The sequence below is a fragment of the Pseudomonas sp. H1_D05 genome, from assembly GCF_054682705.1.
Map to the genome: position 1 here is coordinate 2,213,320 of NZ_CP162825.1, position 12,290 is coordinate 2,225,609.

Consider the following 12,290-nt stretch of genomic DNA (forward strand, 5'->3'; position numbering starts at 1 on the left):
TTGAGAGATTTAACAGGGTCGCTCTCGAGGTTCGCTGCTGAGTCTTCTGCTTTCGGGATTTGCCCGTCCTCGCGTGAGTCTGCTGTCTTCATCTGACTTCCTTTTCCTGATCGTGCGTGGACGTGAAGCGGAAAAAATTACTCGGACTTGGGTTCGGTGTCTTCAACCGACTTGCCATAAGCATCCAGCGCAACCCCGAAATCGGTGATGAACTGCGGTTCGCTCAGCCAGGCCTGGGCCTCTTCGATCGTTGCGCCTTCGGCCCACATGCGGTAGTCGATCAACATGTCGGCGGCCAGGTGAGTGGCGGCCATGCCTTCATTGTCGGCGTTTTCCATGTCCAGCAACTCTGGATGGTCAACGATGACGAACGCCAGTTCGCGCAGCAGGGTCAGCAGCATTTCGTTGCGGCTGACGGCTTCGGCGTCGCGCATTTTGCTGAACATCGCCAGGGTGTATTCCGGGATCGGCTCGGCGAGGTGGTCGAGGTCTTCGTCCTGTTCCAGCGGCTTGCGGCCGACCATACGGATTTGCTTGGCTTTGGCCTTGGCGCGTTTGGCGCGTTTCTGTTGCTTGTTCAGGGATGCCATGGGAACTCAGTTCTTCTGTTGGGTTTGCGCGGCGATCGCGTCGGACGCCGCCACATAGTCGGCCTGGAAGGCCGGGGATTCGATCCACGCCAGCGCGCCGGCCTCGTCGGTTTCCTGCGACCACTGGCGATACTCGATCAGCGCGGCGAGGATGAAATCCATCGCGCCTTCTTCGCCTTCCTGCTCGTAGACCAATTCCAGCAGCGGGTCTTCGAGGAACGCGGTGCACAGCGCTTGCTGGCTGATCTTCTCGGCGTCGATCATTTTCTTGAACAGCTCGGTCAGGTCCACCGATTCGAAGTCGATGCGATCATCGTTCGGGTCCAGCTCGACCGGCGCTTCGGCGCGTTTGGTACGGTTCTGTTTGGCCTTGGCTTTGGCCCGGGTGGCGCGTTTTTGCTGCTTGTTGGCGGAGGCCATGATGTGTTCCGTCGTGCGTTGAGAGGGGCTCAGCTGCGTGGCACTTGCCGCCCGGGAGTATCGGGGGCCAGTTCTCCGGTTTGCAGCCAGGTCAGAGCGATGGGCCATAGTGTGGCTTGGTATGCGCTGCGAAAAAAGGCGAAATGTCCGACTTGTTGTTCGTTGATGTCCTGCGGTTCGATGCGCAAGTGGGTTTTCGTAGCGTTACTGAGGTAGTCGAGCAGGCGTTCGATGGCAGGAAGGGTGCCGTAGGGATCGTCGTTGATGCTGATCGCCAGTGTCTGTGCGCGGACGTTGGCGAAGGGCAGGGCGCCGCTCTTTTTCATCAACGCGCGACCACTGGGGCGCTGTTCGTAACGCGCTGCAGGCGTGCTCCAGTCGCGCACTACACCGGCCGGCGTATCTTCCAGCCAGCCAAGACGTTTGCCCGGGAAGTAACCGCAGACCAGCGTCAGCAGTGGCATCAACACATGCCATTTGCCGAACATTCGCCAGCGCTGTTCGGGGGCGTAATCGCGCCAGTAGGCGAACTGGGCACCGACGGTGACCAGCCGTCGGATAACCTTTCCCGACTCACCGAGGCCAGCGGCGCAGCCACCAAAACTGTGGCCGACCACATCGATCGGCTGACCGGGAAATTGCCGTTGTGCGCGTTTGAGCATCGCCTCGAAATCCAGCGCGCCCCAGTCTGTCCACGAGGCCTCAAGGCCTTTCATTGAGTCGGGTCGAGATTCGCCGATGCCACGGTAGTCGAAGATGATCACGTCGAAACCATTGGCGAACAGATAGGCCGCGAAACGCGAGTAATGGCGACAGCGCACGGACGTGGCGGCGTTGATGATCACCACCGGGCGCTGAAGGTCGGGCAGGGCATGGCGCCAGGTGAAACCGCCAAGGACAAAACCGTCGGCGGCTGTTTCCTTGAAGGCTTCATTTTGCAGCTCGGCGGCCAATAGCGGCTTGCGCTGCACAGCTGGCAATGGAGGCGTGTCCTGAAAACTCATGGCGCTCGACCTTCGCGGGTAGCTGGCAACAATAGTCTCAGTGCCTCCAGCGGACAATCCGCAGCGCTTATTCAGTGGACTCGGTGAGCAAGCGTTCCTCGATCAATGCTTGCTCTCTTTGCAGCTCCGCTCGCAGTTCTTCCACACTTGGCAGCACCGTTTTATAGCTGCTGGCAAACAGTTGCTCACTGCCTTTGAGTATTGAGTAGCGCGCGACGGCCTCGTTGTCCTGTGAACACAGAATGATCCCGACAGTGGGTTTGTCGCCTTCACTGCGCTTGAGTTCGTCGTACATGCGCACGTACATGTCCATCTGTCCGACATCACGCGCACTGAGCTGGCCGCGTTTGAGATCAATGATCACGAAGCATTTGAGCAAGTAGTTGTAAAACACCAGATCGATGTACAGATCCGAGCCACCGGCGCTGATGCGTTGTTGTCGAGCGACAAAGGAAAACCCTTTGCCCAGTTCAAGCAGGAAGCTCTGCAGGTGATCGATGAGCGCTTGCTCAAGCCCCGTTTCGTTAACCTTGCCCGGAGAGGGCAAGCCTAGAAACTCGAGAATCACGGGGTCGCGGATGAACTCTCGGGGATTGCAGTTCATCGCTGCGATGTTGGTGGTAGCTTCCTCGATCACGCCGGCCTTGTCCTGGCTCATCAGCAGGCGTTCGTAGTAGAGCGTATTGATCTGGCGATCCAGAGCGCGGCTGGACCAGTTGAGGGTGGCGCACTCATCCATGTACCACTGGCGAGCCTTGTCACTTTCAACCCGCAGGAGCCTGCGATAGTGCGTCCAGCTCAATTCGGGACGCAGTGCGTCTCGAATTGGGAAGGTCTGATAGAAAAGGCGCATCTTGCGCAGGTTGGTCTCATCAAATCCCTTCCCGAATTGAACCGTCAGATCCTTCGCCAGTATGGCCAGCAACTGCTTGCCATACCCCGCTCGCCGGGCGCCGTCCTGTTCAAACTCAACAATATGCCGGCCAATCTGCCAGCAGGTCTGAACCTGAATCGTATCGACCACTCGCAGCACTTTTTGCCGTGCCTGACGGATCAGTTCGCCAAGATCGCCCTGTAATGAATCGATTTTCGGGTCTTGCAGGTCAGCAGGTTTCAGCTGGCTCATCGAATTTTCCGCATCATTGAAAACAGAAGCGTCAGCATGCCGAGAACCGCTTGCGAAGGATGTCGGCCGAGCCTGCGAAGCCAGCAGGAAGACGGGATGGGTGTCGCAGGAAGTTGCTGGCAGGGACGCTTTTGCTGGTTTTGGTCTGTAGTCCATTTCGTACACACCCCAAGTTCGAATCATTCTGAAACGTCACCCTCCCGCACTGAATCCAATACAGGGTAACGATTGGGTTCTGTCAGAGCCCGGGAGTCGCCATCATGAAACGTGTCCTTTCCTGCCTGCTACCTGTCGTCGCGGTTGCTGCATTGTTATTTGCCGCGACGGCGCAAGCCGCCAGTCTTGAGCCCGTCGACAGCGCAGGCGTGCAAGTTCAACAGCAGCAACAAAACGGTATCAGCTATCTGGCCGGCGGGGTCGGCGAGGATGAAGCAAAAGCCATCCAGCAAACCGTCGGCTACAACCTGCACATGACCTTTTCGGTGGGCATGCAGAACGAGTACACCTCCGACGTCGATGTGACGATTGCAAATGCTGCAGGACAAAATCTGCTGGTTCTCAATCAGACCGGCCCGTTGCTGTACGCAAAATTGCCGACCGGCAAATACACCGTGGTTGCCACACGCAAGGGAGAGGTGCGGCGCGATGTGACCGATGTTGCAAACGGTACTGCGCGCAATCTGGTGTTTCACTGGAGCGACAGCGATTAATCACGGGTGCCAGGCGCGGAGGGCGCGGTTGATTGTGCGTACAATCGCGGCCCTCACGCTTTATGGTCAGAAGGATGTTGGCATTGAAAGGGATTTTGCGTTTTGGCTCCGTGGCGAGCCTTGTTGCGCTGTTGGCCGGTTGTGGAACGATGACGGGGCGCTTGAGTGGCGCCTCGCCAGAGCCTTACTACAAGGGTGTCGACGGTAATTTACGCCTGCTCGGCGTGAGGGATGACGACGGCAAGCCAACAGCGGTGATCTGTTATGTCACGATCGTTTGCCCTTTGATTACTGTCGTATCGCTACCGGTAGATGCCGCCGTGGATACCGTTCTGTTGCCCATCGACTACGTCAATACGCTCTGAAACCGCTCACCTGATTATCGTCGTATGCGCTTGCCTTTGGGCTTCTCCGCCGGCTCCTGCACTTTGCGATAAATCCATAGGCCGAACACCCCGGCAGCCAGCAGAAACACGGTTCCTAGGCTTTGCGAGACAAACTCGATCCAGAACCGTCGTGGTTGCACAGCCAGGTGATAAGTGTGCTTCGGGCCGCGGTTGGTGGTGGTGATGGCGCCGCTGATCCAGCTGTCGATCAGTATGTAGATCGATGCACAGAGGGCGAAGGCAATCAGTACGCCGACGAGCACGGTCAGCCAGAAGCTTGTCCGGCTCTGGCGATACGGCGGCGGATGGGGCAGGGGAATGCGGGTTCTTTTCTGATTCATGAAGTGTTACTGCAAACGTCCTTTTGCGCTCAGGAAATGGCTGGTTCTTGATGTTGCTCAGTCAGGTTTTGCCGTCCGTCAGAGGGTCGCCCGGCGAGGTGTGCGCTTTCGGCAATCACCTTGAGGATCTCGATCACTCCCGGAGTCAGCGCAGTGCCAAGGCAGATGCGCACACCCGTGGTTGCATGCCCGTCGGCGAAGAAGATGCCGTTGCCGGCCACGTGGCAGCCGCGTTCGCTGGCTAAATCCTGCAATGCCGACATGTCGGTGTGCAGCGGCAGTTCAATCCAGTGGATGAACCCTCCACGCGGCGGCACGTATACGGTGCCCGCAGGGAAATCCGTACGCACCAGCGCTTCGACAAAACTGGCCAGCGAAGACAGTTGCGAGCGGAGTCTGGCGCAGTGCTCTTCCATGTAGCCGCGCCCGATAAATTCGTTGAGGACATTTTGCGCAAGGCTGGAAACCGCCAGATTGCGCGAAAACATTTGCGCCAGGATGGCATTGCGGTACTTGCCAGCCAGACACCAGCCGACGCGATAACCCGGCGCGATGGTCTTGGAGAACGACGAGCAGTAAATCGTCTGCCCGCTGGTGTCGTAGCTCTTGATGGCGCGGGGGCGATCGCCTTCCGGCACCAGGTCGAAGAAGATGTCGTCCTCGATAATCGGCACGTCCGCTTCGCGCGCGATCTGTGACAGCCGTGCGCGAGTCTCGTCGGGCATGATGAAACCCCGCGGGTTCTGCAGGGTTGGGTTGAGAAAGATCACCGCGACCTTTTTCAGCTTCAACGCTTCTTCGAGGTGATCGACATCGAGACCGAGTTTGCCGTGCGTGCGGATGGGCAAGGCGCGCATGCCCAGACGTTCGATGGTCTGCAGGATGCCGTAATAAGTCGGCGTTTCGATGGCGACCGTAGCGCCTTTCGATGCGACGGCTTCAAGGGCCAGCTCCAGAGCAATGGTGTCGCCCGACGTCACCAGAATATCGTCCGGCCCGCAGACCACGCCGCGGGTCAGCATCAGCCCGGCGATGCGTCGTCGCAGTGCCGGCAGACCGGGCGGTGCGACCAGTCCGGTCAGCGAGTTGTCAGCTTTGCCAGCCAATACCGACAGGCACTTGTTGAGCAGCACGTTGGGTGTGAGGTCGCTGTGCAACACCGCTGAATTCAACGACGCGGTGGTGCGCGAGGCCGCTTGGGAGAGCATCGCGACCACCGCATGATTGACGTTGACGGTGACACTGGAGAAGTCAAAACCCCTGGCGGGTTTTGCTTGTCCGGAGGCTGAGACGAAGTAGCCGATGCGCGGTTTGGTCGAAACGTAAGCATCGGCTTCCAGATCCGCCAACGCGCGCTGAACGGTGGTGATGCTGGTTTCAAACATTCGCGCCAGCGTACGGATCGAGGGCAGTTTCGCTTCGGCTGCCCATTCACCGCTGTCGATCTGACGAATAATCCAGTCCTTGACTATCCGCCAGCGCTTGTCCGGTAGATCAAACCTGTCCATAAGTTCTCTGTGATGTTTCGAAACAATTCAGAGAAAGTAGAGCAAAACGATCCCCGTTGCAGCAACTATGACGATGTTGAGCGCAACCAGGCCGAAGGCGAATCGGATCAGGTTGTTTTCTTCATGCCGATTGGCGCCCGCCAGCCCGGTGATCAGCGACAGGATCGACAGCGACCCCAGCGCGCCATGCCCGGCGGCACTGTTGACCATCGCGGCCAGCCAGGCACCGTGTTCGCTGCTCAGCGCAGCAATGGACGGCATGACGAGAGTGTTGCCGCCGACGTTGGAACCGGTGACGTAACCGGCAAGCCCCGCCAGCACTGCGATGGTTGGCGCCAGGGAAATCCCCGACAACGATTGCAGTGTGCGCTGTGCTTCGACGAGGAAACCGGCGTTGACCATCACCTGCGAAAGCAGCAGGAACAGGAAAATTGTCGTGACCGGAAACTTCGCCCGGTTGAACAGCGCTCGCCACGGGAAACCTGCGGCGGCGCTTTGCTTGATTGCCATCAACAGCGTAACGATCAATAGCGCGAGCCCCGGGGAGGCCAATGGCTTCCACGAAACATGCTCGCCTTTGATGATCCATAGCCCATCCCAGCCCGACAGGACGAACAGCCCGCGTGACGCAACGATTACCCCCAGCAAGGCCAGATAGGGCCAGGCTGCGTTCGGCCAGCGCACCAGTTTCTTCCGTTGTGCATAAGAGATCCCCAGGCCGACGCAAGCCACCGCCAGACCGGCCAGCACACCGGAGACTTCCGGGCCGATCCACAGGTTGATGGAAAACAGCACCGCGACGAACAGCGCCGTCACCACGATCAGTCCAAGCCACGGCGAAACCGTGCGGATGCCACCCTGCCACAGAGCAATCGCCGCCAGGCAGAGGAACACTGGCGCACTGATCAGCGCCGAATGACTGCCAAGGGTTTGTGCCGGCAAGTGCGCCAACAGCGCGCCGATCACGGTGGCCAGACCCAGTGTGCCCCAAGGCATGATGACCATCCCGGCGAGGGCGATTTTCATCCCCGACTGGCGGGTGAACAGCCCCATCAGCAATGGCACGGTTGCGATCAGCGAAACGCCGAAACCGGTCATCGCTTCAAGCAGCGGTGCGAGGCCCAGCACGATGAAGATGACCTGCGCCGGCGGTGTCCAGCCGAGTTCTTTGACCCAGGCGCCGATGGCCTGCGGCGCACCACCGCGCTCGACCAGGATGACGAAGGCCAGCCCCGGGATGATCACGCACGCCGTGCTGAGAAACAGGATGGTGGTGTCCTGAAAGATCGCCGTGCTGATCGCCGCCGACACAGGCCCGGCTGCGTCCAAGGCCCACAGCACGAGCACCAGCACTACGCCGGCCAGTGCCGCTTGCACTGGCGGTCGGCGGACGATCAGGATCAACGAGATCACCAGCGCGATCGGTGACATTTGCAACAAGAGAGAACTCATACCCGGTTTTCCTTAACTTAATCGTGAGTCTGCCCGCTGTACTCGGTCGCCCGCATGGACGCCCGCTCACAAAAAGTCTGATACCACTCGGTCAGGCGTGCTTGAGCGGAAAAGTCCGAGAGTTGGCGAAAGGCGATCCAGTCGAGCGCGGTCGCCAGGGCAATGTGGCCGAGGGTGATCGGGCCATTGAGGTCGACGTGTTCCTCGATGAAGCGGTAAGCCTCCTTGAGTTTGAACGCCTGACCGTCGGCGTAGGCCGGATAGCGCAAGGCCTCGGGGCGGCGCTCGACTTCCCAGCGCAGCTTGATGCCGACATCGCACATGCCCTGCGCCAATGCTTGCAGGCGCAGCGCCTTGTAGCGCTCAGGGCCGTTTGCCGGGATGAGTTTCGGCCCGTCGCTCAGGTCGTCGAGGTATTCACAGATCACGATGGAATCGAACAGCGCCGTGTCGTCAGGCAGGATCAGCACCGGCACTTTGCCCAGCGGATTGGCCTTGTAGATGATCTCGTTTGGCGACGTCGGGCTGGTCTCGTGATGGATCACTTCCAGGCTCGACGCGATGCCCAGTTCGTGAGCCAGCACCAGCACCTTGCGGGCGTAGGGTGAATGCGTCTGGTAGAAAAGCTTCATGCTGAAGTCCCTGTCTCAAGGATGGCAGTGGCTGCTCGATGGGCGTCCATGAACAGACGCGAAGGCGCGCCCGCCGAGGTGACGTAGTGGTTGTAGTAGCAAGAACCTTCGGCGAGCGGGCCGAGTACCCAAATGTTGCGCACCGGTTCGCCAGCGCTCGATTTCGGGTGGCACGCGGCGTCGACATCGATGCCGTCGATGCCTGGTTCGTCGGTTCTCGGGCGGATCAGGCCCAGCCGCGCCAGATCACGCACCGGCGCGCAGTCGCTGTTGCTCACGCCGCTGCTCTGGACATAACCGGCGACGCGTTTGAAGTCGTTGATCGCAGGACGTGAGCCGGGCTTGAGGAATGTCAGCAGACCGGCGTCACACAGGGCGAGCAGGTCGGCGTGGCGCTCTTTTTGCGGGCCCGCAACGAGGCGGTTGATCGCCTTGTGCCAACGGCCATAGAACTGCCGATGCGACGCGTCGGTCAGCCCGTCGAAATCGACGGCCTCACGCAGGCGGTCACGCAGATCGCGCCAGACTTCGATGGCGGCTTTGATCGCCGATCCTCCGCGCCCCAGTCGCGACTCGTGCAAATCGGCTTCGAGGGTGTCGTAGATCCAGGCGTGATAGTTGTAGGTCTGCACGTCGTCCGGCAGTGCATGCCAGATCAGCGCTTGCGGATCGATCGAGCCGCTGGTCGCTTCGTACTCACGCAGTAACGTCTCACAGGCGACAACCCCGGGTTCGCCAGCAACGCTAACGGCCCTGAGTCGCTCCAGCACCTGCTCTGGCGCTGATGGGCTGTGTACGACGGCGACGGCCGCCGCCCGCATCTCCAGCAGCATCAGCGGCAGGATGTCCTGTTCGAAGTCCAACTGTCGGTTATTGCTGCTTGCCCGCAGGGATTCGATGCGCGCACTCGTCAGCAGTACGGCGCGATGGCGCGGGCATTCAATCAGACCGTTGGGCCGGGTGCGAAACGGCAGCCCGTCCCGCGACTGGATAAAGATCACCGGTTCCTGGCCCGAAGGCTGATAGGCGTGGCTGCCGTCGGCCATGCGCTTGTAGCTTCCGCCCCTGCCGGAGGTCAGCGCCGCCAGGGTGTCCATCGCACCCAGCCCGAGCCCTTCAACCAGCACGGTTTCGCCGGGCTCGATGGTGGCGAGGCTGCCGGGCAGCGGATAGACATCATCAACGCGGTTGCGATCCGCCGAGCGCAGGCGACCGGTATGGCCGACCGTCAGAATCAGCCGATCCACGGTGACCGCAGCCCCCGAAGCGGTCTGCAGCAGGTATTGCTGACCGGCGTTGCTCTCGACTGCGGTGACGGCCTGCTGATGCAGGTTCACGCTCACCCAGTGCGGTGCCGTCGCGAGGATTTGCGCGAAGGCATCCGCCAGATAGGCGCCGAGCAAATGGCGTGGCAGGAAGTCCTGCGGCTCAACGTCACGGCCGTCCGCGGCGAGCAGTCCGCTGTCCGCGTCGACCTTGATGCGCTGCTCGTGGCACCACGTCAGGAAATCCGCGCCCGGCCGTTCCCGCGCATCCGCCAGGTTTCCGAATGCCGCTGCGTCGGGAAAAACTCCGAGCTGGCCTGCGACGGTGTTGAGCAACAGATAGTCCGGTTGATCCGGCCAATGCGCGCCGCTTCCGAGCACGTTCGGATCGAAAATATCGATGACGACTGGCTGCTCCGCAAGCGTTTCAGCAAGGCTCAACAGGCGTTCGAAAATCGACAGCCCGCGTGAGCCGCAGCCCACCAGGCCGATGTGCAGAGGCGCCTTCACCATCTGCGCTCCTCCCCGAAGAAGGATGGGATGGCGACCGCCGAACCGTCCTTGACCGCGATGTCGTGGATCATCCGGCCAATTGCCAGATCGAGGATGCCCATGCCGAACGGCGAATAAATCAGCGGCTTGTCCGTGGCAACCTGCAGGTCGCCGCGAATCAATTGCCCGACGGTGCCGGTAACGAAATCACGATGACCGTATTTTTGCTCGGCCAGATGCGGCGAGGTATTGGCTTTCAGGCAATGGGTCACGTCGTCGAAGTAGTTGTAACTTTCTTCGATGATCTCGGCGCCGATATCCCGCAGCGAGATGTTCAGCACGATCTGTCCCGGGCGGAAGGTGGCGCTGCCGTTGACGTAGGGTTCGCCGGCACTGGTGGCGAACACCACGATGTCGGCGCTCAGTGCCTCGTCCAGCGACAACAGCTGTACATCCGGCACCCCGAGCTGTTTGCCGAAGGACGACAGCGCTTGCGCTGACTCTGCGTTGAGGTCGTGAATACCCACGCTGTCGAACGACCAGTCATCGGCGATGAACGTCTCAAGGATGTTCCGCGAAATCACCCCGCCGCCAATGATCGAGAGTTTCTGTGCGCTCTTGCTCTGGCCATTCAGCCACCAGGCACCGAGCACCGCCGACGCTGCGGTGCGCACGGCACTGATCAGCGCGCCTTCAAGCAGCGCGTAGGGATAGCCGGTGTCCGGATCGTTGAGGATCAGCACCGCTGAAGCGCGCGGGATGCCCGACTTGATGTTGTCGGGATAGCTGGCAATCCACTTGATCCCGGAGACGGACTGATCGACCTCGCTGTCGACGATCGCCGCCGGCAAGGCAATGATCCGGTTCGCCGGTTGCGCCGGAAAACGCAGGAAGTAGCTATCCGGGTTAACGGTTTCGCCGCGCTCGTGGGTCAGGTAGGTCTGGGCGACCATGTCGATGGTTTCGTGACGCAGCCCGTTGAGGATGTCCTTGACGACGGCGCCTGGGATGACATGGAACGGTTGAATCGGGTTCTGTGTGGTCATGGGGATTACGCCGAAAGTGCCAGAGCGATTTCTGGAAAGAGTGATTGCAAAGCGCTTGCGCCGATTCGCTGGGTGACCCAGTCATCGGAGTAGATGGTTTCGAGGTAGCGCTCACCCATGTCGGGGGAGATCGCCACGACGACATCGTCAGGACGGATGTGCGGCGCCCATTGCTGGATGCCCGCCAGGACAGTGCCGGTGGAGCCACCAAAAAGCAGGCCGTAGCGTTGCGCCAGCCAGCGGCAGACCTTGATCGTCTGTTCCTCGGCGATCGATACGAAGTCGTGAATCCCCGACGGCTCGAAGATCTCTGGCAGACGGCTGGTACCCAGCCCCGGGATATGCCGCGTACCGCCCGGCAGACCGAAGGTCACCGAGCCGACCGTATCGACGGCAATCACTTTGGTGTGCGGATGGTGTTCGGCGAAGTAGTTCTTGCAGCCCATCAAAGTACCGGTGGTACCGGCGCCGACGAACAAGTAGTCCACGTGTGGAAACTTATGGGCGATGGACTTCGCGGTCGCTTGATAGTGAGCGAGGGGGTTGGTCGGGTTTTTGTATTGATTGAGCCAGATGTAGTCGGCGTTCTCTGCGACCAGTTGCTCGATCAAACGGATACGCGAATTCAGGTAGCCGCCGTTTTCGTCACGCTGATCGACCATGATCATTTCGGCGCCCAGTGCCTGCATGAGTTTTCTGTTCGGCGCAGAAATGTTCGGGTCGATCACACAGACAAACTTGTAGCCCTTGGCGGCGCAGACCATGGCCAGCGCGACCCCCAGATTCCCCGAGGAAGACTCGACCAGGCGAGTCTTATGGTGAATCCGGCCCTGGTTTTCCAGATCCGTGATCAGGGCATGTGCGGTTTTGAGCTTGATCGATCCGGCAGGATTCAGTCCTTCGATTTTCAGCTGAATCGTTGCGCTGCACAGATCGCCAATCTGCACATAACTGTCTTCATTGATAAGTTGCTTGATCATACGTCGTCCGTTTCGCTCTTTTGCCGGGCGCACAGGGGCGCCAGCATTCATCCTGGAATGTTTGAAAAGCAGTAAATGCAGTTCGCCTGTTGGGTTTGTTTTTAGATTTTTTAGCTGGACAGGAAGTGACCTTGCGGTGGACGCCGATCTATTCAAAAAATCAGGTTTTGCGCTCTGAGGGCTTCAGAGGCCCAGAGTGTTGCGGGGCGCAAAGTAGAGCCAGTCGTTGGCTCGCCAAGGCTTGGAGGAATACTGGCGAATTTTCCTACATGGGGAGAGATACAGATTTTGGGTATTTTTCAGTACAGGCGGGTTTGAGGTGTATCGAGAGGAGGGCG

General features: G+C 59.8%; 13 protein-coding genes. 2 read left to right on the forward strand and 11 right to left on the reverse strand.

Annotated elements, in window-relative coordinates; genetic code table 11:
- Positions 1 to 137: 137 nt before the first annotated feature.
- The 4 genes from AB4O11_RS10065 to AB4O11_RS10080 all read right to left on the reverse strand — a co-directional run bounded on the left by AB4O11_RS10065 (position 138) and on the right by AB4O11_RS10080 (position 3,140).
- Positions 138 to 590 carry a hypothetical protein gene (locus tag AB4O11_RS10065; RefSeq protein ID WP_257356818.1) on the reverse strand — a complete coding sequence of 151 codons (453 nt, stop codon included), beginning with the start codon at positions 588 to 590 and terminating at the stop codon, positions 138 to 140.
- Positions 591 to 596: 6 nt separating this feature from the next.
- Positions 597 to 1,010: a hypothetical protein gene (locus AB4O11_RS10070; protein WP_008080543.1), complete on the reverse strand. Its 414-nt coding sequence runs from the start codon at positions 1,008 to 1,010 to the stop codon at positions 597 to 599.
- A 29-nt stretch (positions 1,011 to 1,039) separates the two neighbouring features.
- Positions 1,040 to 2,014 carry an alpha/beta hydrolase family protein gene (locus AB4O11_RS10075; protein ID WP_093430019.1) on the reverse strand — a complete coding sequence of 325 codons (975 nt, stop codon included), beginning with the start codon at positions 2,012 to 2,014 and terminating at the stop codon, positions 1,040 to 1,042.
- 67 nt (positions 2,015 to 2,081) lie between these two features.
- A complete protein-coding gene (locus tag AB4O11_RS10080) occupies positions 2,082 to 3,140 on the reverse strand; it encodes a PDDEXK nuclease domain-containing protein (protein WP_116256356.1) in 1,059 nt (352 codons plus the stop codon).
- A gap of 260 nt (positions 3,141 to 3,400) precedes the next feature.
- Between AB4O11_RS10080 and AB4O11_RS10085 the strand changes: the two genes are divergently transcribed.
- Positions 3,401 to 3,850, forward strand: a complete 450-nt coding sequence (locus AB4O11_RS10085) for a carboxypeptidase regulatory-like domain-containing protein (RefSeq protein ID WP_460130568.1) — start codon at positions 3,401 to 3,403, stop codon at positions 3,848 to 3,850.
- A 74-nt stretch (positions 3,851 to 3,924) separates the two neighbouring features.
- Positions 3,925 to 4,215 carry a YceK/YidQ family lipoprotein gene (locus AB4O11_RS10090; protein ID WP_196251131.1) on the forward strand — a complete coding sequence of 97 codons (291 nt, stop codon included), beginning with the start codon at positions 3,925 to 3,927 and terminating at the stop codon, positions 4,213 to 4,215.
- A 14-nt stretch (positions 4,216 to 4,229) separates the two neighbouring features.
- Here AB4O11_RS10090 and AB4O11_RS10095 read toward each other — a convergent pair whose 3' ends face one another.
- From AB4O11_RS10095 to sbnA, 7 genes are read right to left on the reverse strand one after another with little or no spacing between them, the layout of a single operon-like run.
- Positions 4,230 to 4,577 carry a hypothetical protein gene (locus tag AB4O11_RS10095; RefSeq protein ID WP_460097607.1) on the reverse strand — a complete coding sequence of 116 codons (348 nt, stop codon included), beginning with the start codon at positions 4,575 to 4,577 and terminating at the stop codon, positions 4,230 to 4,232.
- 29 nt (positions 4,578 to 4,606) lie between these two features.
- Entirely contained in the window at positions 4,607 to 6,085 is a 1,479-nt protein-coding gene (locus AB4O11_RS10100) for an aminotransferase-like domain-containing protein (RefSeq protein ID WP_460130570.1), read from the reverse strand.
- A 27-nt stretch (positions 6,086 to 6,112) separates the two neighbouring features.
- Positions 6,113 to 7,537, reverse strand: a complete 1,425-nt coding sequence (locus AB4O11_RS10105; protein WP_460130572.1) for an L-lactate permease — start codon at positions 7,535 to 7,537, stop codon at positions 6,113 to 6,115.
- A gap of 17 nt (positions 7,538 to 7,554) precedes the next feature.
- Positions 7,555 to 8,169: a glutathione S-transferase family protein gene (locus AB4O11_RS10110; RefSeq protein WP_093430026.1), complete on the reverse strand. Its 615-nt coding sequence runs from the start codon at positions 8,167 to 8,169 to the stop codon at positions 7,555 to 7,557.
- Complete coding sequence (locus AB4O11_RS10115) at positions 8,166 to 9,947, reverse strand: FAD/NAD(P)-binding protein (protein ID WP_460130574.1); 1,782 nt, start codon at positions 9,945 to 9,947, stop codon at positions 8,166 to 8,168. The genes AB4O11_RS10110 and AB4O11_RS10115 overlap by 4 nt, the downstream gene beginning before the upstream one ends.
- Complete coding sequence (gene sbnB / locus AB4O11_RS10120) at positions 9,941 to 10,972, reverse strand: 2,3-diaminopropionate biosynthesis protein SbnB (RefSeq protein WP_460130576.1); 1,032 nt, start codon at positions 10,970 to 10,972, stop codon at positions 9,941 to 9,943. The genes AB4O11_RS10115 and sbnB overlap by 7 nt, the downstream gene beginning before the upstream one ends.
- A 5-nt stretch (positions 10,973 to 10,977) precedes the next feature.
- Complete coding sequence (sbnA, locus tag AB4O11_RS10125) at positions 10,978 to 11,952, reverse strand: 2,3-diaminopropionate biosynthesis protein SbnA (RefSeq protein WP_320413760.1); 975 nt, start codon at positions 11,950 to 11,952, stop codon at positions 10,978 to 10,980.
- Between the last annotated feature and the right edge of the window lie 338 nt (positions 11,953 to 12,290).